Below are 24,925 nucleotides of genomic sequence, written 5' to 3' on the forward strand. Positions count from 1 at the left end.
TAAATAGTAAGCACATGCAACGATTTGCTAAATATAAATTCATAATAATTTTAGGGGCAATACTGGGCTTGTCCTCTTGTGATAAGGGTTTTGAAGCACTCAATGTAAATCCGAATGCTTCCATCATGCCTAACGTAGATTTTATGTTTACACAAAGTCTGCTGAAAGGCAACCTGGTGTATGACCGCGCCTATTTTTACACTTCCTATCTCAGCTGCGGTAACTTCATTCAGCATTTTTCTACTGCCAAAGAAATTTCCGGCGCTGGCGCCGGTGATAAATATGGGGTAAATGATTTCTACCAGGGCTTTTATTATCGTTATATCTATACCAATGCGATCCTCACCCTTGGTGAAATTATTACAGCAGCAAAGGTGCCGGAAAAAGCAGCGGATAACGTCAACAAGCTGTCTGCCGCCCGTATCTGGAAAGTATTGCTCATGCAGCGTATAACAGACCTGTATGGTGATGTACCTTACTCAGATGCCTTAGCCGGAAAGTCAGGTGTATATCTGCCTAAGTATGATCCACAGGCAGATATTTATGCTGCCATGCTGAACGAGCTGGACGAAGCCATCAAGGCTTTCGATAATACCAAACCTACCTTTGCAGCAGCTGATCTGTTATATAAGGGAGATATTGTACAATGGAAAAAGTTTGCCTATTCGCTGATGCTGAGAATAGCCATGCGTACCACCAAAGTAACCGGTGGCAACGTTAGTGCTAAAGACTGGGTGCAGAAAGCCATTGCTGGCGGTGTAATATTAAATGCGGCAGATAATGCGGTAATCAGATACACCAATGGTCCGCAAACATACAATGATAACCCGGTGGCTTTTGAACTGGTGGGACAGGAGTATGTACCTGGTGCCAATGGTGCAAAAAATACAGAATGGGGTAAATACAGTAAAACATTTATTGATTTTCTGCAAACACATAACGATCCCCGCTTAGGTGTGGTATCGGTTGTATGGAACAACAATGTGCCCGACACCACTGCTGCTATTCAAAAAGGCATGCCTAATGGTACAGATGTACGTACTGCAAATTTTGTAACTTATTCAGAACCCAATCCGGCTACTATCTTACAATATGCTGCACCATTATTGTTGCTCACCAATGCAGAAACAAACCTGCTCCTGAGTGAGGCAGCGCTGCGTGGATGGAGCAGCGGCGATAAAGTACAGCTGTATAAAGACGGTGTAACCGCCGCACTGCGTAACTGGGCTTTGTTTGGCCCCGGTGGCGTGATTGCAGCAGATAAAATCGACAAATATGTAACAGATAATGCACTGAATACAACCGGTTCTTTTGATGCACAGATGAACCAGATACATACCCAGTTCTGGGTAGCATTATTACTGGATGAACAGGAAGCTTATGCTAACTGGAGACGTACCGGTTATCCGCTGCTCACGCCGGTAAATTACAATGGAAATGCTACCGGCGGTACTATTCCGCGCCGTTTGCCTTACTCCCAGGTGGAGCAGGGGATCAACGGGGTAAATTACAATGCCGCAGTAGCCAGACAAGGTCCGGATTTATTAACAACCAGGATGTGGTGGGATAAATAATTATGAAAAAGATACTGCTGTTATCATTATTGATTGCTTTTCATAACTGCCTGTTGGCACAAAGGAAACAGGCTGCCCCACAGGCAGCCTTAATTCCTTTGCCTGTAAAAGCTGCTTATAGTACAGATACTTTTTTTATCACCGCGCATACGGTTATACTAACAGATCTTATCCTGCAAAAAGAAGCTGCCCTGCTGAATGAGTATATCCGCCAGGAAACCGGCAGGGTATTGCCATTTGTTACGGAAACAGGCAACGCACAGATGGTATTGCATATTGATACTTCGTTAAGTAAATCGGCCGAAGGATATTTATTACAGGTAACAAAGAACCGGGTCTCCGTTACGGCGCACGATGCAGCTGGTATTGTGCATGGCATTGAAACGATCAGACAGTTATGGCACCCCGTAACGCCAAAAATACTGGCAGTGCAGGGCGCTGATATTGCGGATTACCCCCGCTTTGCTTACAGGGGCATGCACCTGGATGTGAGCCGTCATTTTTTTTCAGTAGATTTTATCAAACAGTTTATTGACCAGCTGGCGTTATACAAGATCAATAATTTTCACTGGCATTTAACAGATGATCAGGGATGGCGCATAGAAATAAAAAAGTATCCGGCCCTGCAAAGCGTAGCTGCATGGCGGGATCAGACATTGATTGGTCATAAGAAAGAACAGCCACACCGTTTTGACGGAAAAAAATGCGGCGGTTTTTACACGCAGGAAGAGATAAAAACAGTAGTGGCATATGCTGCTGCCCGACATATTAATGTAATTCCGGAGATAGAAATGCCCGGCCACGCATTGGCTGCCCTCACGGCTTACCCGGCATTGGGCTGTACAAAAGGGCCTTACAAAACGGCGCAGTTCTGGGGTATATTTGACGATGTATTTTGCGCCGGCAACGACAGTACATTTATCTTTTTACAGGATGTGCTGGATGAAGTGATGGCCTTGTTTCCATCTACGTATATCCATATAGGTGGTGATGAATGTCCGAAGGTGCGATGGGCACATTGTGCTGCCTGTCAGCAACGCATAAAGGACCAGCACCTGCCGGATGAAGCAGCCCTGCAAAGTTATTTTATACGTCGCATCAGTGACTACATCCACAGCAAAGGACGCAAATTAATAGGCTGGGATGAAATACTGGAAGGTGGCCTGGCGCCGGGAGCTACGGTGATGAGCTGGAGGGGTGTGGAAGGCGCCATTTCAGCTGCAAAGCAACACCACCATGTAATCATGACCCCTGAAGAGGAACTGTATTTTGATCATTATCAATCGTTGTATCCGGAAGAAAAAGTAGCTGCCGGCGGATACACCCCGCTGGATGAAGTATACGGATATGATCCGTTACAGACAGCAGGAGATACCGCATTGTTGCCGTACATCTCCGGCATACAGGGACAGGCATGGAGTGAATACCTGAACACAACGGATCAGGCCCAATACATGATTTTCCCGCGCTTACCGGCAATGGCAGAAAGAGCCTGGTCGCCGCAGGGAGTAAGGGATTATAACAATTTTACGCAACGACTGAAAGCACAGCAACCGCTGCTGAAAAAATTGCGCATCCATGCGGCTAATAATTTTGAGGGAATCAATTATACGCTGGACAGCACTACAAAAGGAAGGCTCATTATTTCCTTGCATACGGCCTTACAAACAGGCGCCATCCGTTATACAACTGATGGCAGCATACCCAATGGGGAAAGCAAAATTTACAAAAACAATATATCTCTCTCAAAAAACAGTACGGTAAAGGCAATGTTGTATGAGCGGGGGAAACCCGTTGGCCGGATATTTCAACAATCATTCGGGATAAATAAAGCAACAGGTGCTGCCATTACTTTACAACAGGCAGCCAACACAAAATATGCCGGTGATGCGATAAAACTGGTGAACGGTGTGGAAGCAACTAACCGCTACAACGACGGGCAGTGGCTGGGTTTCAGTAAGTGTGACCTGAATGCGGTGATAGATCTGGGCACAGTACAGGCAATACAACAGGTTGGCGCCAATATCCTTAATTATCACTGGCAAAAAATGTGGGCGCCCACGTCATTGTCATTTGAAGGATCTTCTGATGGGGTTAATTATACCTCGTTGGCCACCGTCAACACTTTCCCGGTCAATGGCATCAATAAAATAAGGTTGTTTGTTAAGCAGGCGAAAGTGAGATATATCAGGATAGTAGCCCGCAACAAAGGTATTATTTCCGCAGGGGAATATGGCGCAGGTGGAAATAGTTTACTGATGGTAGACGAGATCATTGTTAATTAGAGGTGTTAGCTGTTAGCGATTAGCTTTTAGTTAAATGCATCGAAGGTTATGTTTTGCACAATATCCGATGCATTTAACTAAAAGCTAAAAGCTAATCGCTAACAGCTGGAAAAATCCTTTTGCATAATGGCTTTCTTTATCGTTTTTTCCTGCATGCTGGTATTAATCCTATTACTCACTTGGGGTAAGATGAATGCCTTTATTGCTTTTTTGATAGTATCTATTCTGACCGGTTTACTTTTGGGTATACCGGCAGATAAAATTTCCACCTCTCTGCAAAAGGGAATAGGAGATACACTGGGGGGCTTGCTCATCATCATTATCTTAGGTGCTATGTTGGGTAAGCTGGTAGCCGAAAGTGGTGCTGCACGGCAGATTGCCAATGCACTGATGCATGTTTTCGGTCCCCGGTACGTACAGTGGGCGCTGCTTATTGCCGGTTTTATTATTGGTATTCCGCTATATTATGGAGTAGGATTTGTGTTGATGGTGCCGCTGATATTTTCTGTGGTATATCAATATAAATTACCTGCAGTATATATTGGATTACCCACGCTGGCGGCATTATCTGTTACGCATGGCTTTTTGCCACCGCATCCTTCTCCCACAGCATTGGTGGCTCAGTTCCATGCCAATATGGGTTTAACACTGATTTATGGATTGGCAGTAGCCATTCCAACGTTGGTAATAGCGGGACCATTTTTTGCCAGGTACCTGAAGCATATTCCATCAACACCAGCTTCGCTGTTCCAGGTAAATGAAGTCAATGAAACAGTGTTGCCGGGGAAAAGCAATAGTTTTATTACTGCTTTGTTACCTGTTTTTCTACTCATTATTACAGCGGTGTTGCCATATGTTTTTACGGGTGCCGGCACTTCTTTCAAATGTTGGCTAGCGTTTGCCGGCGACGCGCCGGTAGTGATGTTGTTTTCTTTGCTGGTAGCCACTTTTTCGTTAGGCATTTTGCAACACAAAGCAGTGAAAGAGATCATGCGTATTTATGCAGATGCGGTGAAGGATGTGGCCATGATCCTGTTGATCATTGGTGGGGCCGGTGCTTTAAAGCAGGTGCTGGCAGATAGCGGTGTAAGTTTGCAGATTGCAGCGGCTATGCAATCGTGGCATATTCCGTTGCTGGTGTTAGGATGGTTAACAGCCGCTATCATCAGGGGTTGTGTAGGATCTGCTACTATTGCCGGCATTACAGCTGCAGGCATGATCGCCCCTTTAATGCTGCAGGGACAGGTGAATCCTAACCTGATGGTATTGTCGGTAGGTGCCGGTAGCCTGATGTTTTCTCATGTAAATGATGCCGGTTTCTGGATGTTTAAAGAGTATTTTAATTTAAGTATAAAGCATGCGTTGTTATCCTGGTCTGTTATGGAAACAATTGTAGGAGTAGTGGGCCTGTTAGGCGTATTGGTATTAGACAAAATTGTGTAAGCCATTGTTTTGAAGTTAGAAATTTAAACCAGTAAATATGATAAACAGTAATGCAGAAGAAAGGTTAACAGGGTTGGGATTGGAATTACCGCCGGCGCCTACACCATTAGGCGTGTATAAACCATTTTTGATAGATGGTAAATATTTGTACCTGTCGGGTCATGGTCCGGTACAAAATGATAAGTCGCTGATCATAGGCCGCATCGGAGATGCGCTGGATATGGAACAGGGCAAGCTGGCAGCAAGACAGGTAGGCTTAACAATGTTATCTACTATTAAAACACATGTAGGTAGTCTGGATAAAGTAAAACGCGTGATCAAGGTATTGGGTATGGTAAACTGTACACCTGATTTTGAGCGCCACCCTTACATCATCAACGGTTGCAGCGAATTGTTTGCTGCGATATGGGGAGAAGAAAACGGGATCGGTGTAAGAAGTGCTGTTGGTTTTGGTTCCCTGCCGGATAATATTCCGGTGGAGATTGAAGCATTATTTGAACTGTACTAGTGTAATCAATACATATAGTCTGGTAAAGATGTCGGGGAAAACATTTACTTTTCCTTAAAATATGTGATGATGCAAAAGCCGGATGGTAACAAAGCAATTCGATTGGCAGCCTTCGGGGAATTTCTGCTGAGGCTGCATAGTAAGGGAGGTAAACGGTTTCAGCAAACAGATGGATACACGGCATATTATGCCGGTGCGGAAGCAAACGTATGTGTGTTATTGGCACGTTTGGGTATGCAGGTGGATTATATTTCCTGTGTACCTGATAACGATCTGGCAGCAGCAGGTTTGCAACAGCTGAGAAGTCATGGTGTAGGTACAGACAAAATGCTTTACGGCGGCGAAAAATTAGGACTCTATTTTACAGAAGCAGGTAATAGCATCCGGCCTACGAGAGTTATTTATGACCGCGTAGGTACTGCCTACGCTGATTTACAGCGGGGAACAATAGATTGGAAAAGTGTATTTCAAAATACCGGTTACTTTCATTGGTCTGGTGTGGCAGCAGCCATTTCGGAAAGTGCAGCAGCAGTTTGTGAAGAAGCCTTGCTGGCGGCACTCGAAGCGGGTGTTACCATCTCCTCAGATTTTAATTATCGTTCTAAACTATGGAAATACGGGCAGCATCCGAAAGACGTGATGCCTTTATTATTGCAGCATAGTGAAATAACAGTGGCTGATCTGGATGCTGCAAATGTATATTATGGTATTGAAACAGATAAGAAATTACCGCAGGAACAAAGGTTTGAGCAATGTTATACAGCCTTGCAGCACAAAATGCCCCGTTTAAAAACACTGGGTATGAGCTTTCGCAAAGTACAGGGAAACCAGTTGTGGTACACGGGTGCGTTAGCGCATGAAGGGAAATTTTATTTTTCGGCAGGCTTTGCATTATCCGATGTGACGGATCAGATTGGCACTGGCGATGCTTTTACCGCGGGTATGTTGTATGGCTTAATGAATAATTATCCGCCACAAACCATCATCGATTTTGCTACTGCCTGTGGTACTTTAAAACAAAGCATACCAGGCGATTGGGCTATTATTAGTAAAAATGAAGTAGAAGAACTGATGGCGAACGGGGTATCAGGAAGAATTGTACGCTGATTAAAATTATATAACAGTTACTATGTTTACGATAGATGCACATTTGGATCTCAGCATGAATGCGATGGAGTGGAACAGGGATTTGCAACAACCTGTTATTGCTATTCGCAACAGAGAAGCCGGACTTAATGATAAACCTGATCGCGGTAATGGTGTAGTAGCGTTTCCTGAATTAAGAAAGGGAAACATAGGATTAGTGGTGGCTACGCAGATCGGGCGTTATGTAGCACCAGATAATAAGCTGCCGGGCTGGCATTCGCCGGAACAGGCATGGGCACAAACCCAGGGGCAATTATCCTGGTACAAGACCATGGAAGATGCCGGTGAAATGATCATGATTAAAGACAGGAAAGGATTGGAGCGGCATTTGTCGTTGTGGAACGATGGTACACCCAACGACAATAAACCTATTGGCTACATCCTGAGCCTGGAAGGGGCTGATTCCATTGTCACCCTAAAACACCTGGAACGTGCCTACAATAAAGGGTTGCGTGCTATCGGGCCAGCACATTACGGCCCCGGGCGTTATGCCAATGGTACAGATGCTACCGGCCACTTAAATGAGCAGGGACGTTTGCTACTCCGGGAAATGGAGCAGCTGCGTATCATCCTGGATGCTACACATCTTTGTGATGACGCCTTCTGGGATGCCATGGAACTTTTTAACGGTGCTGTTTGGGCCAGCCATAACAATTGCCGCGCATTGGTTAATCATAATCGTCAGTTTAGTGATGACATGATCAAAGTGCTGATTCAAAAAGGTGCGGTCATTGGTGGCGCATTGGATGCCTGGATGATGGTACCCGGCTGGGTGCGGCAGCAATCTACTCCTCAGGGAATGGGTTGTAATCTGGAAACAATGATTGATCATATGGATCATATCTGTCAGATTGCAGGAAATTCGCTGCACGTTGGTATTGGTTCAGATCTGGATGGCGCTTTTGGTAAAGAGCAGTGTCCGTACGATCTGGAAACCATTGCCGACCTGCAAAAACTACCGGCATTGCTGACTAAAAGAGGCTATAGCGCTACAGATATTGAAAATGTAATGCATGGCAACTGGTTACGCTTTTTGAGAAATGCCTGGATTGATTGAGTGAAAAGGGAAGGCCTTCGGCCTTTGTCTTTTCTTTAGCAGGATTTAGATGATTAATCATGATTTCCCTGATTTTATTTCTTCCTAATCATTAATCCATACTAATTTTCTAAACGCATATTGTATAGAGATGTAAATACTTTTTAGAAGAAGATAAAATCAGGGAAATCATGATTAATCATCTAAATCCTGCTAAAGAAAAGACAAAGGCCGAAGGCCTTCCCTCCGCTACAACAGCTTTTTGCTGGGAAATTGTGTCAACTTTTCCTAATTTGCACCATGGATTTTTTAAAAGTATCAAACATCAGTAAACAACAGCAAGGAGTTTTTATAGTAAAGGATGTTAGTTTTACACAGCAGCAGTTTCAGAAGATGGTGATTGCTGGTGAAACGGGTTCGGGTAAAAGCACACTGATGAAAACCATAGGAGGGCTGAGTCAACCGGATGCTGGTACGGTGTTGTTTGAAAATGTGCGGGTAGAAGGTCCTCTGGAAGTATTGATACCAGGACAACCGGGAACAGCGTACCTGTCGCAGCATTTTGAACTGCGCAATAATTACCGGGTAGAGGAAATTCTGTCGTATGCCAACAAATTATCAGACGAAGACGCCGCAGAAATATATGCTATCTGCAGGATCTCTCACTTATTGAAAAGAAAAACTGACCAGGTATCAGGAGGAGAGAAACAGAGAATTGCGATGGCGAGGTTACTCATATCTGCTCCCAGGCTTTTTTTGCTGGATGAACCCTATTCTAACCTGGATATGATCCATAAAAGTATCCTGAAAGGAGTGATCAATGATATAGGTGAGCAGCTGGGAATTACCTGTATGCTGATTTCCCATGATCCGCTTGATATACTCCCGTGGGCCGATGAAATCCTGGTGATGAAAGAAGGGGAAATTGTGCAACAGGGCACTCCCCAACAGATTTATAATCAGCCGGTGAATGAATATGTGGCCAGATTGTTCGGTAAGTATAATTTAATTACACCAGCCCGTTCCGGCGTACTTGCAGGATTGCCGGGCATTGCATTGAACGGTAAAAATATCTTTATCCGTCCGGAGGATTTCAGGGTGGTATCAACTCCCGGCGAGGCGCTTACCGGAAAAGTAAATCAACTCACTTTCTTTGGCAGTTATACAGAGATGGAAGTCCTGCTGGCAGAAGATATCATCACGGTAAAAACAGCAATCTCCAATATGAAAAAGGGGGATACTGTGCATGTAGCTGTAGCTCCCGATGCAGTATGGTATTTTTAGGGATTTTATTTAGCATTACCTGTAAATCCGTTATACGGCTTATTTCTAAGCATGACCCATGTTCTGTCGTAGGATACAGCGTAGTGCACCAATACAATAATTGCCATCCACCAGCTTAGCTGTACATATCCTAATGCATGCAGTCCCCAAACTGCTGCACCAAATAATCCTAGTTCCAGTAACAGTCGAATCTGGCCGGGAATTGCCACGGGCGCAGGTTTTGGATCATTAGGAATACGGAATATTCCCCAGAGTGCCGCCGCTATTAAAGGCAGGCCCACTGCAGCGATGTAACTCATCCAATGGTCTCCCAGGTGCCAGCCCCAACAGCCTAATACAATCAGCATAATTATTTCCAATAAAAAACGGACTGCTAAATTAACAGGGTTTGTATTCATAGTAGTTGGGTAGGTGATAGCCTTATTTCTAGCAAAATAATTAATTTCAATTGTTATCTTAACATTTATGAAAAAGTATTTTTGCCTTTTATTGTTTACCCTATTGGGCTTCACCGGATATCTTTCGGCGCAGAGCAAACCCAGTTTTCAGAGCGATATCCAGACAATACTGAATTATGATAAAATATATGCACCACCGGAGCATCCGATCCTGTTTATAGGAAGTTCTTCTATCAGGAAATGGGACGATCTTGAAAGCGTATTTAGTAAGTATGTAGTATTGAACAGAGGCTTTGGTGGCGCACTTACCAATGATGTAACCTATTACGCCAACAAAATTATCTTTCCATATCATCCACGTCAGATAGTGATATATGTAGGGGAGAATGACCTGCCCGATGCCGGTACTACCGCCGATATTATTTTCAGCCGGTTCAAAAATTTGTATGCAACAATAAGAAGTCAACTGCCCAAAGTGCCCATTATTTATATCTCTATTAAGCCAAGTCCGGTCAGGGAAGCCTTTTTTGCGAAGGCACAACAAACGAACAAATTGATCAAAACATTCCTGGCAACAGAAAAAAATACGGTATTCATAGATGTGTATTCACTGATGCTCGACAAGGAAGGAAAGCCCCGCAGGGAACTGTTTATAGGGGATATGCTACATATGAATAAGAAGGGATACGCCATATGGGAAAAAGTAGTGGAGCCTCATTTAGTCGAAAAATGAGGGAAGGAAATTCATAGCTGGTCTTACAAAATTATTTGTTTCGCCGGTGCGGCAGTTTATACCTGAATATCAGTTGTACCTGCACCGGCGATTTTATTTTTGTTAATACGGTGTCGGAGCGGTTCGTGTTAATGGGTACGCCTATACGAATCCCGGTTTGCCATCTGGGGGCATCGTAATACACTTCACCTGTAGCCTGCCAGTCCAGGTTATAGGAACGTTCTTTTACAAATTCTTTTGCGCCATTAAAGAAGGGATCGGAGAGTATTGGATTTTTATTGACTCTCTGTTGATAAGTATTGGCCTTTTGCCAGTAATTAATTTGTATGCCTGCAGCTGCCTGCCATTGTCTGCTAATATGATGATGGTAGGCCAATGATGTGCTCCACCCAAATTTTTTGGTCAATGCTTTTATTTGTTTGCGGACAACGCCAAAGGTATCCGTAGTGGTTTTTTCCTGGTAGATATGATCATTATATGTTTGCGAGGTAAATGGTACGAGGTCGAGCGAAACGCTGGAATTTTTCCATTGCCTTACAATGCGGGCTCCCGGAAGCAGCATCCGGTATGCCTGGTTATTGCCGTTAGGTCCTGTAAAGTAATAGGCGTTACCAGCAAGGGGAACAGGGAAAGCCCATTGCAACATTAACTGCCAGTGTTGTATGTGGTCTTTATGTGTACGAATACCTGCTGTTATAGAAAGGGCGCCGTCCGGACGGGCTTTGAGTAATTTGGAACTATCCGGAACAGCTAATGGCAATGATTGCAGCAGTTGGGCAGTGCTGCCTGTTGTGGTGATAGCAGCAGTTGTTGGGGTATAGGTCTCATTTTCGCCCTGTTGTTGCAGTGTTTGTGCTATATATTTTGCGTTTGATTTTTTTAAAGATTTATTTAGAGCGATAATGGATGATTTTTGATGTTTATTATCAGGAATATCTTTCGCATTGGTTTTCTCTTCTTTTTCCGGTAATGTGATGCCGGCTATTGAAGCATTGGTGACAGTTGTTTTTAATGTCGGGTGGTTAGTTTGTTGTTGCTGGAGTGTATCCGTATCTATTCCTATTTCCGTTTTTGTTCCAGCTTCAGCTCCAGTGCCTGTATCTGTTCCGGCTATCACACCTGGTTGCCATACCGGTGTATGTCTTCCGGATATTACCGGATCATTTACTGTTTGTTGTTTACTGATAGTATCCCATGTGATATAGGAGCGTGCCATTGATGCACTGTCTGCCGCTGTTGTTTGTGCAGTTGCAGGAGCTTGTTGGTGTGTATGCGTATGTTGTACAGTGAGGAGCGCCACAGCAATGCCGCCGGTTACTGCCACTACCGCCGCTATTTTCATATATTTTGCCCAACGAAATTGGTTGGCGGATGGCAACGAGGCTTGCAGCCGCCGATCCATATCCGCCCAGCCTTCCCCGACAGGTGGAATCTGAATAGGGGAGTCCTTTTCATTGATAAAACCCTTATGGAAGCTATTTTCTCTCACAGATATAACTATTTATTCAGATAGTATTGCGCTAATATTGGCTTTAATTTACTTCTCGTTTCGCTCAGGTGCCATTTTACTGTACCCGGACGTAGTTGTAGCCTTTCACTTATTTCCGGGATTGAAAATTCTTCCAGGTAATAAAGACAACAAACTGTTCTTGTAGCGGGAGGCAGCACATCCAATAACTTGTAAATATCTTTCCATTCCAGTTTGCTCAAACCCGGATCGTTTTCATCCGGTGTAAAATCATTCAGTTCCAGATGTGCAGGCCATCTGCGTTTTTTAAGTTTATCCAATGCGGCGTTTCTGACGATAGTATAAACCCAGTTAAAAAATTCACCTTTCCCGTGATCGTACTTGCCAATATGCCTGAATACCAGCATCATACCATCATTCAGGGCTTCCAAAGCCTCATTGTTATCACTGAAAAACTTCCGGCATAATAAAAAAAGCGCCGGATAAAACTTATAGTAAAGTTTTTCCTGACTACGTCGGTTGTTACCAGCACATTCCCTTATTAGTTGTTCCAGGTTTTCCAAATGTTGTATCCTTCGCAGTATAAAAAATAGGCGTCGATCAATAAAGAAATGAAAATGTTGCCATTGCGTAAAGCAATATAGCAACACTTTCATGGTAAAATACACTAAGTGCAATTAAACTTTGGCTACCCAATAGCGGCAGGCCGGGCTAACAGTTGGCAGAGGCGTCAATGAACGCCGCGGTAACTATTAGTGGTTCCGGTGACGCAGGCTATCTCCAGGATAATGCGGTATACTATCTCCAGGATAATGTGGAATGCTGTCTACCGGTGGACGCGGAATGCTATCTCCCGGGTGGTGCGGAATGCTATCTCCCGGGTGATGCGGGATAGTATCTCCCGGATGATGTGGGATAGTATCTCCAGGATGATGAGGAATTCCAGGATGAAGGTGGCTGGTATCCCCTGGAATGGAATCGCGTTTTGCACTCAGCAAGGCTTTTTCCTTTGCTATCTGATCCGGCGTACTCATATCCTTGCGGCATCCGAATATAAAGCCAATACCCAGCAGCAGCATTACTAAATAGAGTGGTACATTTTTCATGAGAAAGTATTTGACATAGTAAACGGGTGCTAAATAGCAAAAGGTTGGGTAAATAGAAAAAAAAGTATCTTGCCTCCCAAATTAACACATTCATTATTACGCATGATACTAGATACACTGCAAAACGCCCATCTTTATTACCGTCTTGGCATCAAATTTATCAAGGCATTTGAATACCTGGCGCAAACGGATTTTACTACGGTGGAAAAAGGCAAATATGAAATAGATGGCACCAATATCTACGCCATCGTTAATGAATATGATACGGTGGCTGCTGCTACGGAACAAATGGAATCACATAAAAAGTATATCGACGTACAATATATTGTTTCAGGCTCGGAGTTAATAGGCCATGATTTCCTGCAACAACAGGTACCATCCAAAGCTTACGACCAGTCGGCAGACTTTATGCTGTTTGCAGAAGATCCCGTTTTCTTTTCCAGGCTGGAACAAGGAATGTTCGCTATTTTTTTCCCTTCTGACTTACATATGCCTAATATTATGGTGTCCACACCTATGCAGGTGAAAAAGGTAGTGATTAAGATAAGTGTGGAATAGCTTTTAGCTATTAGCTTTTAGCCCATCAGGAAGGCCTCTTTTTATAAAACTAATTGCTAAAAGCTAAGTGCTAACAGCTAATAACATACGACTAAAACATAACAGGAAGGCGCTACTGCTGCCGATAACAGATGAACTTTATATACCACGTGAACATGAATATTCCCTGTAATATCTATACCGGTGACTGATTCAATTTTCTACACCTAAGTATTTTTCTGCGCTATGAACAGCGATCAACCAAAACCATCCCGGGACCAACCAGTTACAGGTTATCCGGGGAGCGAGACAGCAGCTAATGTCATTTTATGGAATCGTGTGCGTCAAAACGACCAGGAAGCCCTGGTGGGATTGTACGAACACCTGTATTTGCAGCTGGTTAATTACGGAATCCGCATCTGTAGCGATGTAGAGCTGACCAAAGATGCTATTAACGACATGTTCCTGGAAATATGGGATCAGCGGCAAAAGCTGCACGAGGTGAGCAATGTAAAGTCGTACCTCTTCACTTACCTGCGTCGCAAAATATTTGCAGGTATCCGTCAGACAAAAAAATCCCTGCTGGCTGCAGATGTTTTTTCCGATGATACTTCCCCCCACGAGCTTTCATATGAAGAATGTATTGTAGCGGTACAGGCCACAGAAGAAATAAAACAAAAAATAAAACGGGCCATCTCCAGGCTTACGCCCCGTCAAAAAGAACTGGTCCAGCTCCGTTATTTCGACGGACTGAGTATGGAAGAAGTAGGTAAAAGGGCTGGTATCACTACTAAAACCGCTTATAATACCCTGGGCTTTGCCTTAAAAACATTGTCCGTAGAGTTTATGATATGGGTGATATTATCACTTTTCTAAAAAAAATTGTCGATTCTCTTGGGAATAATTCCCGATTCCTTACACTATCCCTTAGTAACTGTAATAATGAACCAAAATTTTAGCATCGCTGAAGATTTCCTGCTGGATGATTCTTTCCTGCGCTATTGCATGGGAACTCATGAACAGGATATTCAACACTGGGAAAAATGGATCGCCGGAAATCCGGACAAGCGCCCTGCTTTTGATAGGGCTATCCTATTATTCGGTATCATCAACGGGCAACAGGGCAGATTGGATGTGGAGGTGAAGAAATTCAGGTCCCTGTTAGCGGAGCATATCGCTAAAACACCAGTAACAGGAAAGGTACGTAATCTCCGCTGGTGGCGTGCCGCCGCTGCCATCTTCCTCCTGGGAGCAGGAGCAGCTACAGGTTATCATTTCATGGGTAAAAAGGCAAGAACTTCCGCCACTAACGCTGCTATGGCTGATGTAATGCCCGGTATGTCCAAAGCCAAACTGGTATTAGGCGATGGCACAGTAGTACAGTTGGATTCTTCTCATACTAATCAGTTAAAAGAAAAAGACGGGACCCTTATTGATAAAGACAACGGGCAACTGGTGTATGACGTAACACGTAATACCAGCGAAAAAATAATGTTCAATACTTTGTCCACCCCACGTGGCGGCGAATATCAGCTGGTATTGCCCGATGGCAGCAAAGTATGGCTGAATGCAGCTTCCTCCCTTCGTTTTCCTACAAAATTTGTTGCATCCGACAGAACAGTATACCTCACCGGGGAAGCTTATTTCGAAGTAGCACCAAATGCACAACAACCTTTTCATGTAGAGCTGAGCAATGGCCTGAATATAACCGTGCTGGGCACCGCTTTCAACATAATGGATTACGATGATGAAAGTACGGTGAAGACGACCCTGGTATCCGGTAAAGTAAAAGTATCGCAGGAAACAGGTAACAGTGTGCTGCTGGCCCCGGCACAGGAGGCGGTGCTGAACAAACAGCAGCAGCATATAGCCGTAAATGAAGCAGATATAGATAAAACCATTGCCTGGAAGATGGGCATGTTTGAATTTGACGACGATGATTTAACCACTATTATGAGACAGCTGGCCCGCTGGTATGATGTAGAGGTGAAGTTTGCCGGGACTATTCCGGATAAACATTACTCCGGTTCTATCCGGAAACAATCCACGCTTTCACAGGCATTACGCATTTTAAAAACAGCCGGAATACAATATACGATTGAAGGAAAACAAATCACTATTGAAATAAAACAATAATACACCTGTTATCAGGGACCAACTTTTTTTGTGTTTAGTGCTCATTATCAGGCAAAAGAAACCGGGAACGCGGCAACGTTCCCGGAGGAAATGTCTGGTAAACACTTAAACGCTTATTTGACGTAAACTGCTCAATGCTCACCAAAAACTTAACAAATCTATGCTATTTAGACATGCTGGCAAACACCGAAACAGTGCGGTGTTCGCTCAAATGCTGAAAGTTATGAAACTAGCTGCTTTTTTGCTGTTGGTCCTGGCTATGCAGGTAAGTGCAACCGGGTACTCGCAAAAACTAACCCTGAACATGCGCAATGTTACGCTCTCCAGGGTCTTTAAAGAAATCAGGAAACAAACCGGATTTACCTTTTTCTACAATACGGAAATGCTGCAACAGGCAGACAAAGTTTCTGTGCAGGTAGAGCAGGCAGATCTGGAAGATGTGCTGGGTAAATGTCTGCTTAATAAAAAGCTGAATTATAGCATTGTTGATAATACGATCATCCTTTCTGTAAAAACCACCGGCCAGGAAAGTCCAAAACCAGTGGCAAATATTTCTGTATTTGGTAAAATTACAGATGCCTTAACCGGTGAGGCATTGTCTGGTGCTTCCGTTAAGCTGAAAGGCTCTGCCAAAGGTACCAGTACGGATGCAAATGGTAATTATACCCTGCAGCTGCCCGATGGTGGCGGCGTATTGATAATCTCTTACATCGGTTATGAATCAGCAGAGAAGAGTGTAACACAGGCAGGTGCCCTGGATATTGCTTTAAAACAGAAAGCAGTACAAACAGAGGAACTGGTGGTAGTAGGTTACGGTACACAAAAAAGGAAAGATGTGACCGGTGCTGTTTCTTCTGTGAGAATGAGTTCCCTCAGTGCAAACGTATCTAAAAATATCAGCTCTGCTATACAGGGCCGCGTTCCGGGAGTATCTGTAGAATCCGCCAGTGGCGCACCGGGCGCAGGACTGATCATCACCATCCGCGGGATGAGTACCCTGGGCAATAACGCACCACTCTATATTGTGGATGGTGTTTTTGTAAGCAGCATTGATGGCGTAAGCCCTAATGATGTTGAATCTATTGAAATATTGAAAGATGCTGCCACTGCCAGTATCTACGGTTCAAGAGCCGCCAATGGAGTGGTGCTGATCACTACCAAAGGAGGTAGAAAAGAAAGCGCGCCTAAGCTGGAAATTGATAGCTGGTTTGGCGTACAGTCCATTCCTAAAAGAATGAGCTTACTGAACGGCGAACAGTGGACTAAACTGATGAGCGATAATATAACAGGTATTCCTGCTTACAACGGAGTTAATACCAACTGGCAGAATGCTATTTTCAGACAAGCCACTATCACCCGTACAAACATAAATTTCAGTGGCGGCTCAAAAGATTTTACCTATAGTTTATCTGGTGGTTATCTGAAAGAAAATGGCACCATGGTGCATACAGATTATGCGGCGGCAAATTTCAGGATAAAGACGCAGTACGAAAAAGGAAGACTTAAAATAGGCGAAACGGTAATGATCAAAAGAGGTATTACCGATAATAGCCCCGGTGGTGGCGATCAAACGCATAGCCTGGTGGGTAGTGCTTTAATGATGCCCGCTACTGTGCCGGTATATGATCCTACGCAGGATATGGGTGGTTACGGAAGAAGACCCACTTTCATGAAAAATTTATCCAATCCCATCGCACGTTTAGAGACGATCAATAACAAAGCAACAGATCTGTCTTTGCTGGCAAATGCTTTTGTGGAAGTAAAGCTGATCGAAGGGTTGAAGTATAAATTTAATGTGGGTTTAACAGAAGGTCTTGGAAGCACCCGCCTTTACTCCGGTGTATATAATGATGGTAATAATGGAAATGCAATACCGGATCTGGCGGAAAGTACTTCCAAAAATGATTCCTGGTTAGTGGAAAATACCTTGAACTATAGTAAAAAATTAGGCAAGCATAGTATTGATGCGTTAGCAGGATATACCGCACAGAAAAATATCAGTAGTGGTTTCAGTGCATCAAGAGATGATTTGCCGCTAGGTACCAGTGTACTGGGAGCCGGAACTGCTACCACACAGAAAAATGATGGCAGCGCCAATGTAAGTACGATCGTATCTGCTTTTGGCAGGATCATGTATTCATACGATTCAAAATATCTCTTTACTGCATCTGTAAGAAGAGATGGTTCTTCCCGTTTTGCGCAGGATTATCAGTATGGCGCCTTCCCTTCACTTTCAGTAGGATGGAATATGCATAATGAGAATTTCTTTTCCGGACTGAGGAATGTAGTGAGTAACTTAAAACTCCGTGGTAGCTGGGGTGTGTTGGGTAACCAGGAAATCGGTAACTATTTAACACAAAACAGTATTAACAGCGGTATCAATTATGTACAGGGGGGTGTGTTATGGCCTGGTGCTACTGTTAGTAGTTTTGCATCACCTACGGATTTATCATGGGAACAGACCAAAATCACCAACGTTGGTGTGGATGCAGGTTTCCTGGATAATAAGTTGTTTTTTATCCTGGATGTTTTTAATAAAAAAACAACGGGTGTATTGCTGAATGTACCTTTCCCATTGTCTGTCGGGAAAACAGGCTCACCTACTTTAAACGCCGGTGTTATCCAAAATAAAGGCTACGAAGTTTCCCTGGAGTATGCAGATAAAAAAGGAGATCTTAACTACCGCGTAGGTTTGAATTTCTCTCATATCGAGAATAAAATGACGGCTATCAACATCGGTTCCGGTAACCAGGAATTTGGTGGCATATCAAGAGCTAAAGTTGGCTACCCTATTGGTTCTTTCTGGGTAGTTGCCACTGATGGTATTTTTAATTCTGATGAAGAGATAAAAGCCCACAGCAAAGGCGGTACAGCCATTCAGCCCAATGCCCAACCAGGCGATATCCGTTTTGTAGATTATAATCATGATGGTAAAATTGATAACCAGGACGAACAATACCTGGGTAGTCCTTTCCCATCCATGACCATGGGCTTCTCTACCAATTTATCTTATAAAGGTTTTGATCTGAATCTTTTCATCGAAGGAGTTACCGGCAACAAAATTTACAATGCAAGAAGAAAGTGGATGGAGAAAATGAATGAAGTCACTAACTTCTCTACAGCTGTTTTAAATGCCTGGACACCTACCAATCATTCTGATTTCCCCCGGTTTACCTTATCTGATCCAAATAATAACAATCGTGAAAACAGCAACAGATGGCTGGAAGACGGATCTTACCTGCGTTTCAAACGCCTGGAAATAGGTTATAGCGTTCCAAAATCACTGACAGGCAAATGGGGTATTGATAGAATAAGAGTATTTGGCTCTGTGGAAAACCTGTTCACCATCACAAAATACAAAGGCTACAACCCGGATATCGGTGGCGGCGCTTTGTCCAGAGGAGTGGATAATTCATGGGATGCATATCCTTTGTCCCGTACTATTTTGTTTGGTCTCCATCTTACCTTTTAATCGTCAAAATTGTATTGCAACATGAAGAAATCATTTAAATATATAGGCGCACTTACCCTTGTGCTGGCAATAGCAGGTGGGTGTAACGAGAAAGATTTTCTCAAACAAAATGATCCTAACAGGATTACAGAGGCCAACTTCTGGAAAGATGAAACCAGTGTGAGCGGTGCGCTGGCAGCAGCATACAGCCCGTTAAGATCACAGCTGTACAGTTACTGGGGTGCCTTTGATGGTATCCAGGATATTAATGCTATCGGCGATGATGTTTTTACCCTGCCCGGTGAAGAGCCCGGCACATGGGGCATTGCCACTTTTGTGGAAGATGAGAACAATGGCGATGTGAACGATATCTTCAGTAAAATGTATCAGTGTATCCACAGGTCTAATCTGATCATGTCCAGGATCGATAAAGTACCCATGGATGCTGCCAAAAAAGATAGCTATATAGCAGAAGCCAAATTCCTGAGAGGTGTTTCCTATTTTATATTGGCTGCCAACTGGGGTAGTGTACCTATCAGAACAGAGCCGGTAGAAAATACAACGGCATATGCAGCGCCTTGCAGTCCAAAAGAAAAAGTATGGGAACAGGCAATCAGTGATTTAATGGCTGCCAAAGATAAGCTGCCGGTAGTGCGCGATCCTAAAGAGCAGGGCAGGGCCACCCGTGGTGCGGCTATCGCTTTCTTAGGGAAAAGTTATCTCTATTCAGAGAACTATCCTAAAGCAGAAGCAGAATTTGATCTGCTCACACAAAGTCCGTTTAGTTATTCACTGGTAAATAATTATGAAGATAATTTTACCGACAGGAATGAGTTTAACAGCGAATCCATTTTTGAATTGGTATTTGCGCCTATCGGCGATCAGTACGGCGCATGGGGTTCTGAAACGGCCAATGCTTCTATGTATAACTACCTGCCTCAGTTTATAGGCCCGCCGGCAGGTGGTGGCTGGTTTAAATATGTACCCTCTAATTACCTCGTGAATGAATTTGTGAAAGAGAAACGTCCTGCAGGTTCAGATACGAAATATGATAAAAGGATGTACGCTTCGCTGATGTGGAAATATTCATCTTTAGGTGAAAAAGATACCACCTGGTATGATGGAAAAAGTTTTGATGCATTATGGGAATCTGCCAGATCCAAAACCATTCGTTTGTATCCTGAAACAAAGCTGGATACCACTACCAACGGTCGTTTCCTTATCAAAAAATATACAGGTGCATGGCGTAATGTGGCCAATGCTGATAACTATTGGGGCGCCACACCTTCTACCGCCAACTATCGCGTAATGCGATATGCAGAAGTATTATTAATGCGTGCTGAAGCTGCTTTGCAAAATGGCAATGCACCAAAAGCAATTGATAATATTAACCAGATCAGGAGAAGAGCCGGACTGACAGATAAAACTGCAGCTGATCTTCCGGGTAAAGATCAGATCATGGCTGAACTGGATCATCAGAAATTGCTGGAAATGTTTTACGAGCAGAACCGCGTATATGATTTAAGAAGATGGAATAAGAGTTCCGCGCAGCTGGCGGCTATTCTGACTGCCCGCCAAAAGCAGGGTGCTAACGCTTTCCAGGCTAAGCACTATGTATTTCCGATACCTGCAGGAGAATTAAAAACCAACCCTAAAGCCACACAGAATGATTTGTGGAAATAAGGTGAGATAATTACGAATTACGAATTGTGAATTACGGATCGAAGCGATCTTCGCTCATAACCGTAATTCGCAATTCGTAATTTTTAACGCTATAGCGATTTCAAAGATGAAAAAAAAATTGCCTGTTCTCACAGTATTATGCCTGCTCTCTTTATTTTGGAGTAGTTGTGCTAACCATAGCAGCAAAACTGCTATGGAGCCTAAAGCGCCTATGCCTTATTGGCTGCAGGAGCCCTTTAATACAGACAGTCTGCAACCCGCGCTGGTTTCCCCTGTTTTTAAAAACGGATACATACTGCTGAGTCAGCGCGATGAACCAGGTTTGTTATACTTATTAAATGCAAAAGGAACAGTAGTATGGTATCACCAGGTGAAAGGCACCGGCTTTAAAACAGCGCACTTCACTGAAAATAAAACACTGCTCTGCATTTTAGGCAGCAAAGAATATGCTACGAGTTACGGCAATGAAATAATGGAGTTATCCCTGAAAGGTGATACACTGCTGCACCTGAAAAAAGGACAGCAGGATTTTATCAATAATGTACATCATGAGGTATTGCTGAGTCCTGGCAACAACATAGTTACCCTGAGTACAGAAGAAAGACTGGTAGACCTTACTGCACGTGGTGGTGGCCCCAAAGACACCGTGAGAAGTGATGGTATCCTGGTAATGGACAGAAAAGGAAACAAGGTATGGCAATGGTCAGTTTTTGATGCATTACAACCGGTTAACGATAAAGATATTATCCGCACCAGGATGGATTGGATGCATGCCAACAGTCTGAGCTTTGATAAGGATGGCAATTACCTGATCTCTTTTTATAACAACGGACAGATCTGGAAGCTGGATGCTAAAACCGGTAAAATAATCTGGAAGTTTGGCAAGGGAGGTGATTTTAAATATCCCGCCACCGCAGCTTTTGATATGGGCCATTCCGTGCATATCAATTCCGAAAATAACCTGATGTTATTTGATAATGGCGTATCCCGTCAATTATCCCAAACGCTCGCATTCAAATTAAATGAAACCACCAAAGAGGCAACAGTAACCATTCAGTCGCCCATACCATCTTATTTGTTTAACGACAGGATGGGCAGTGCCTACCTGGTTGATAGTAACAGCATTTTGCAATGTTGTTCCAAACGTAATACTGTTATACTAACAGACAGGAAAGGAACCCTGCTGTGGAGGCTGCGTTGCAGCTTTATTCCTTACAGGGCGGAATTCATCACAAAAGAGCAGTTGCCTGCTTTTATTGTTAATTAATTTTTACATCAGATAAGCATACTTATGCCACCTATCAATAGTCCTAAACGAATTGTTACTGCCTGTTTGTTGATGGCTACAGGAGCTGCTATTTTTTATTCCTGTCAAACTGATGTGAAAGGAAAAGAGAAAGCGCAACCGGTGGTGGTTACCCCGTCGCTTTTACAGGTAGATACTGCTGCTATTCCCAATGATAAATTCGGAGAAGCCGTGAGATACGGAATGGAGCTCATGTATAACACTGCTTACTACATAGGGCCGGCCGGTGTTAATGGAAAGTATCTGGGTAATAAAATGAATTGCAACAACTGTCATCAGCAAGGTGGTACCAAACCATTTTCTTTTAACCTGATGTTATCGCATGAGCATTATCCGCAATACCGGGCAAGAGAAGGCCATGTGCTCACCCTGGCGGAGCGGGTAAATAATTGCGTAACGCGCCCGCATAATGGCAAACCTTTACCGTTGGATAGTAAAGAGATGGTGGCTTTCCTGTCTTATTTCAGATGGATTAACAGTTTTGTGCCTAAAGAGAAACCATCCAAAGGCGCTAAAAACCTGGAAGTTACTTTCCCGGATGTAGCTGCCAGCCCGGAACGCGGCGAACCTTTATTTATGCAGCATTGTGCCAGATGTCATGGTAAAGAAGGAGAAGGGAAAATGCGCGCTGATAATATCACTTATACCTATCCGCCATTATGGGGAAACAGTGCCTACCAGCCTGGTTCCAGTATGCATCGGATCATTAAACAGGCACAATGGCTGAAGGCCAATATGCCCTACGACAAAGCTACCTGGGATAAGCCTTTTTTATCTGATGCTGAAGCAATGGACATTGCTGCATTTGTAAATGATGATGCCATACATCACCGCCCGGATGTAAAAAGCTTTGACTATCCGCATCTGGAGGAGAAAGCCCTTGACTACGACAGGGGGCCTTTTGCCGATACGTTTTCTATCGCACAACATAAATACGGACCCTACGAGCCGATGATCAGTTACTGGAAAAATAAAGGCTTAAAGGCCGCCTACTAACAAACGCTATATCCCAAAGTAGAAGATGATGCTACTATCATCGTGGATTACGATGGTGCGCAATGTATTATACAAGCCTCCTGGAACTGGACCTTCAGTCGCAAAGACATGGAAGTATACGGCGATAAAGGCTACCTTTTGGCGGCCGATAAAAATACCCTGATACTGCGCAACGCTGAACGGGCGCCGGCTACAGTGCGTCATATAACGGCAACGGATATACCCGTTTATGAAGATCCTTTTACCTACCTGGCAGATGTGGTACAGCACAAAATTAAAGTACCGGCAGACGGCCTGTATGCGCCGGAGAATAATGTAATTGTAGTACGTATCCTGGAAGCAGCAAAGGAATCTGTAAGAACAGGCAAAACAGTAAAATTTTAGCGTGATGGGAACCTGGTTATACATATGTGAAAAATGTTCGTATGAAAATTATTTTCAGGTATCAGATCAGCTGAAACCGGAAGTTTAATAATCTCATTGGACGTTGTCTGAACCAGGATTTAACAGATTGAATGGATTACCCTGATGGATGCCGAAGATCTGAGTGAACGCATTTGTGTTTTTTTTTAAAGCATAACACCCATCAGGGTAATCCATTCAATCTGTTAAATCCTGGTTCAGACAAAATCCGCTAAGATCTACGCTTATCAGGATCATCCTACTAATCATAAAAATCACAGTTCAGACAATCCACCGCGATTTCTCCCATCCGTATTTATACGTAATTCATAAATCAGGAGAAAGAAAATCAGGATTTATTTTTTTATGTGATTTCTTTTTCACTAACTTTAGGGTAGTTATCGATAAGTGTTTACCTCAAACTGAATAGTTTACTCCAAAGAAAAATTGTTTTACCTCAAAGTCTGGTGTTTCTCAATAGCATAATTTTTCAAGTAATTTCCTGGATTGGCCCTACATTTTTTTAGCGTAGATAACAAGCTATTACCGTATTGGTATTTAGGCTGCATTCCTTATCTATGGCTATGTAAGCCCTGACTGTTCAGCGGGATAGTTTTGTGTGGTTATATGCATCAGTCATTTATTATGGTTATGAGGTAGATGATTATCGATCTATGCTGGAAATGTTATTCCCCAAAGCTTCTATTCATTTTCCAGAGGTAGCGTAAAAAAGAAATCATATTTCTTTTCAGGATTGTATTGTCTTTTAATATCCGATTTAGTAACCACTTAATACACTTGGTAAATGATCCGCACTGCACTGGAATTTATCAAAAAAGAACTGGAAGCCTATATGGTGGAAAGGGAGCAGGACCTTGCACATTACGGTCCCGGAAATATAGTGGACCTCAAACCACTCATGACAGCCGGCGGTACGCTTAACATCGACGAGGCTACGCACATTTCCATAATGCTGGTAGGCGTGGAAGAAGAACGCCGGGAAGGCAAACGTCCTTACTTTGTGCCGGTTCCGACGGATAATAAAAAGTTTTATCAGTTGAATGCTCCTGTAGAACTGGAGCTGTCAGTACTTTTTGCCGCCCATAATAAATTCTATGAAACCGCACTACGCGATCTCTCTGATGTAGTGTCTTTTTTCCAGTCGAACTCCGTATTTGATGAACAAAAATATCCATCGCTGAATGCCAGTGTAACTATGCCGGCAAATCGGCCATGGCAACTGATTGAGCGGCTCAGTTTTCGTCTGATGAATATGTCGTTTGAACAGCAGAATAATTTGTGGGGCATGCTGGGTGCTAAATATCTTCCATATGTAGTATATAAAATCTCTATGCTCACTGTATTCGAAACGAGAGGAAAAGATAAAACAGCAGGCATTGATGAAATTCACTTTAAAGAAAATTAATGTCCGT

21 protein-coding genes are annotated in these 24,925 nt (G+C 43.4%); 17 read left to right on the plus strand and 4 right to left on the minus strand.

What is annotated here, in order from left to right; genetic code table 11:
• Positions 1–14 precede the first annotated feature (14 nt).
• The 7 genes from CLV51_RS21770 (at position 15) to CLV51_RS21800 (ending at position 9,276) form a co-directional block, all read left to right on the plus strand.
• Positions 15–1,574, plus strand: coding sequence for a SusD/RagB family nutrient-binding outer membrane lipoprotein (locus CLV51_RS21770; protein ID WP_106530205.1), 1,560 nt, complete (start codon positions 15–17; stop codon positions 1,572–1,574).
• Positions 1,575–1,576: 2 nt separating this feature from the next.
• Positions 1,577–3,859: a glycoside hydrolase family 20 protein gene (locus CLV51_RS21775; protein WP_106530206.1), complete on the plus strand. Its 2,283-nt coding sequence runs from the start codon at positions 1,577–1,579 to the stop codon at positions 3,857–3,859.
• Positions 3,860–3,985: 126 nt separating this feature from the next.
• Positions 3,986–5,302 carry a gluconate:H+ symporter gene (locus CLV51_RS21780; RefSeq protein WP_106530207.1) on the plus strand — a complete coding sequence of 439 codons (1,317 nt, stop codon included), beginning with the start codon at positions 3,986–3,988 and terminating at the stop codon, positions 5,300–5,302.
• A gap of 37 nt (positions 5,303–5,339) precedes the next feature.
• The gene (locus tag CLV51_RS21785; RefSeq protein ID WP_106530208.1) at positions 5,340–5,810 is read left to right on the plus strand and encodes a RidA family protein; all 471 of its coding nucleotides are present in this window, start codon (positions 5,340–5,342) and stop codon (positions 5,808–5,810) included.
• 66 nt (positions 5,811–5,876) lie between these two features.
• Positions 5,877–6,917 carry a sugar kinase gene (locus CLV51_RS21790; protein WP_245898881.1) on the plus strand — a complete coding sequence of 347 codons (1,041 nt, stop codon included), beginning with the start codon at positions 5,877–5,879 and terminating at the stop codon, positions 6,915–6,917.
• Positions 6,918–6,939: 22 nt separating this feature from the next.
• Positions 6,940–8,013, plus strand: a complete 1,074-nt coding sequence (locus CLV51_RS21795) for a dipeptidase (RefSeq protein ID WP_106530210.1) — start codon at positions 6,940–6,942, stop codon at positions 8,011–8,013.
• 279 nt (positions 8,014–8,292) lie between these two features.
• Entirely contained in the window at positions 8,293–9,276 is a 984-nt protein-coding gene (locus CLV51_RS21800; protein ID WP_106530211.1) for an ABC transporter ATP-binding protein, read from the plus strand.
• Between the two features lie 5 nt (positions 9,277–9,281).
• Here CLV51_RS21800 and CLV51_RS21805 read toward each other — a convergent pair whose 3' ends face one another.
• Positions 9,282–9,674, minus strand: coding sequence for a YrdB family protein (locus CLV51_RS21805; RefSeq protein WP_106530212.1), 393 nt, complete (start codon positions 9,672–9,674; stop codon positions 9,282–9,284).
• 67 nt (positions 9,675–9,741) lie between these two features.
• Between CLV51_RS21805 and CLV51_RS21810 the strand changes: the two genes are divergently transcribed.
• Complete coding sequence (locus tag CLV51_RS21810; protein ID WP_106530213.1) at positions 9,742–10,407, plus strand: GDSL-type esterase/lipase family protein; 666 nt, start codon at positions 9,742–9,744, stop codon at positions 10,405–10,407.
• Between the two features lie 31 nt (positions 10,408–10,438).
• Here CLV51_RS21810 and CLV51_RS21815 read toward each other — a convergent pair whose 3' ends face one another.
• The 3 genes from CLV51_RS21815 to CLV51_RS21825 all read right to left on the minus strand — a co-directional run bounded on the left by CLV51_RS21815 (position 10,439) and on the right by CLV51_RS21825 (position 12,981).
• Positions 10,439–11,896 carry a hypothetical protein gene (locus CLV51_RS21815; RefSeq protein ID WP_106530214.1) on the minus strand — a complete coding sequence of 486 codons (1,458 nt, stop codon included), beginning with the start codon at positions 11,894–11,896 and terminating at the stop codon, positions 10,439–10,441.
• A gap of 8 nt (positions 11,897–11,904) precedes the next feature.
• Positions 11,905–12,531 (minus strand): RNA polymerase sigma factor, encoded by a 627-nt coding sequence (locus CLV51_RS21820; protein ID WP_106530215.1) that lies wholly within the window; start codon positions 12,529–12,531, stop codon positions 11,905–11,907.
• Between the two features lie 96 nt (positions 12,532–12,627).
• Positions 12,628–12,981 (minus strand): hypothetical protein, encoded by a 354-nt coding sequence (locus CLV51_RS21825; protein WP_106530216.1) that lies wholly within the window; start codon positions 12,979–12,981, stop codon positions 12,628–12,630.
• A gap of 102 nt (positions 12,982–13,083) precedes the next feature.
• On the opposite strand from CLV51_RS21825, the gene CLV51_RS21830 reads away from it, so the two are divergent.
• From CLV51_RS21830 to CLV51_RS21870, 9 genes are all read left to right on the plus strand, one after another.
• The gene (locus CLV51_RS21830) at positions 13,084–13,539 is read left to right on the plus strand and encodes a NanQ anomerase/TabA/YiaL family protein (protein WP_106530217.1); all 456 of its coding nucleotides are present in this window, start codon (positions 13,084–13,086) and stop codon (positions 13,537–13,539) included.
• A gap of 225 nt (positions 13,540–13,764) precedes the next feature.
• Complete coding sequence (locus CLV51_RS21835; RefSeq protein ID WP_106530218.1) at positions 13,765–14,394, plus strand: RNA polymerase sigma factor; 630 nt, start codon at positions 13,765–13,767, stop codon at positions 14,392–14,394.
• A 66-nt stretch (positions 14,395–14,460) separates the two neighbouring features.
• On the plus strand, positions 14,461–15,654 hold the full coding sequence (locus CLV51_RS21840; RefSeq protein WP_106530219.1) for a FecR family protein: 1,194 nt from the start codon (positions 14,461–14,463) through the stop codon (positions 15,652–15,654).
• 223 nt (positions 15,655–15,877) lie between these two features.
• The gene (locus CLV51_RS21845; protein WP_158267108.1) at positions 15,878–19,126 is read left to right on the plus strand and encodes a TonB-dependent receptor; all 3,249 of its coding nucleotides are present in this window, start codon (positions 15,878–15,880) and stop codon (positions 19,124–19,126) included.
• Between the two features lie 21 nt (positions 19,127–19,147).
• Positions 19,148–20,788 carry a RagB/SusD family nutrient uptake outer membrane protein gene (locus tag CLV51_RS21850; protein WP_106530221.1) on the plus strand — a complete coding sequence of 547 codons (1,641 nt, stop codon included), beginning with the start codon at positions 19,148–19,150 and terminating at the stop codon, positions 20,786–20,788.
• 106 nt (positions 20,789–20,894) lie between these two features.
• Positions 20,895–22,055 (plus strand): aryl-sulfate sulfotransferase, encoded by a 1,161-nt coding sequence (locus CLV51_RS21855; protein WP_106530222.1) that lies wholly within the window; start codon positions 20,895–20,897, stop codon positions 22,053–22,055.
• Positions 22,056–22,079: 24 nt separating this feature from the next.
• A complete protein-coding gene (locus CLV51_RS21860) occupies positions 22,080–23,090 on the plus strand; it encodes a c-type cytochrome (protein ID WP_211302082.1) in 1,011 nt (336 codons plus the stop codon).
• A gap of 42 nt (positions 23,091–23,132) precedes the next feature.
• A complete protein-coding gene (locus tag CLV51_RS21865; RefSeq protein WP_106530224.1) occupies positions 23,133–23,474 on the plus strand; it encodes a Gfo/Idh/MocA family oxidoreductase in 342 nt (113 codons plus the stop codon).
• 823 nt (positions 23,475–24,297) lie between these two features.
• A complete protein-coding gene (locus CLV51_RS21870; protein WP_106530225.1) occupies positions 24,298–24,918 on the plus strand; it encodes a Pvc16 family protein in 621 nt (206 codons plus the stop codon).
• Positions 24,919–24,925 lie beyond the last annotated feature (7 nt).

The sequence above is a fragment of the Chitinophaga niastensis genome (assembly GCF_003014755.1).
Classification (GTDB): domain Bacteria; phylum Bacteroidota; class Bacteroidia; order Chitinophagales; family Chitinophagaceae; genus Chitinophaga; species Chitinophaga niastensis.

Bases quoted from the DNA above. Each gene is read 5' to 3' on its own strand.
- CLV51_RS21820 (WP_106530215.1), bottom strand. From the start codon at position 12,531: ATGAAAGTGTTGCTATATTGCTTTACGCAATGGCAACATTTTCATTTC.
- CLV51_RS21840 (WP_106530219.1), top strand. From the start codon at position 14,461: ATGAACCAAAATTTTAGCATCGCTGAAGATTTCCTGCTGGATGATTCT.
- CLV51_RS21770 (WP_106530205.1), top strand. From the start codon at position 15: ATGCAACGATTTGCTAAATATAAATTCATAATAATTTTAGGGGCAATA.
- CLV51_RS21790 (WP_245898881.1), top strand. From the start codon at position 5,877: ATGATGCAAAAGCCGGATGGTAACAAAGCAATTCGATTGGCAGCCTTC.
- CLV51_RS21800 (WP_106530211.1), top strand. From the start codon at position 8,293: ATGGATTTTTTAAAAGTATCAAACATCAGTAAACAACAGCAAGGAGTT.
- CLV51_RS21775 (WP_106530206.1), top strand. From the start codon at position 1,577: ATGAAAAAGATACTGCTGTTATCATTATTGATTGCTTTTCATAACTGC.
- CLV51_RS21785 (WP_106530208.1), top strand. From the start codon at position 5,340: ATGATAAACAGTAATGCAGAAGAAAGGTTAACAGGGTTGGGATTGGAA.
- CLV51_RS21860 (WP_211302082.1), top strand. From the start codon at position 22,080: ATGCCACCTATCAATAGTCCTAAACGAATTGTTACTGCCTGTTTGTTG.
- CLV51_RS21855 (WP_106530222.1), top strand. From the start codon at position 20,895: ATGAAAAAAAAATTGCCTGTTCTCACAGTATTATGCCTGCTCTCTTTA.
- CLV51_RS21835 (WP_106530218.1), top strand. From the start codon at position 13,765: ATGAACAGCGATCAACCAAAACCATCCCGGGACCAACCAGTTACAGGT.
- CLV51_RS21850 (WP_106530221.1), top strand. From the start codon at position 19,148: ATGAAGAAATCATTTAAATATATAGGCGCACTTACCCTTGTGCTGGCA.
- CLV51_RS21825 (WP_106530216.1), bottom strand. From the start codon at position 12,981: ATGAAAAATGTACCACTCTATTTAGTAATGCTGCTGCTGGGTATTGGC.
- CLV51_RS21870 (WP_106530225.1), top strand. From the start codon at position 24,298: ATGATCCGCACTGCACTGGAATTTATCAAAAAAGAACTGGAAGCCTAT.
- CLV51_RS21805 (WP_106530212.1), bottom strand. From the start codon at position 9,674: ATGAATACAAACCCTGTTAATTTAGCAGTCCGTTTTTTATTGGAAATA.
- CLV51_RS21810 (WP_106530213.1), top strand. From the start codon at position 9,742: ATGAAAAAGTATTTTTGCCTTTTATTGTTTACCCTATTGGGCTTCACC.
- CLV51_RS21845 (WP_158267108.1), top strand. From the start codon at position 15,878: ATGAAACTAGCTGCTTTTTTGCTGTTGGTCCTGGCTATGCAGGTAAGT.
- CLV51_RS21795 (WP_106530210.1), top strand. From the start codon at position 6,940: ATGTTTACGATAGATGCACATTTGGATCTCAGCATGAATGCGATGGAG.
- CLV51_RS21830 (WP_106530217.1), top strand. From the start codon at position 13,084: ATGATACTAGATACACTGCAAAACGCCCATCTTTATTACCGTCTTGGC.
- CLV51_RS21780 (WP_106530207.1), top strand. From the start codon at position 3,986: ATGGCTTTCTTTATCGTTTTTTCCTGCATGCTGGTATTAATCCTATTA.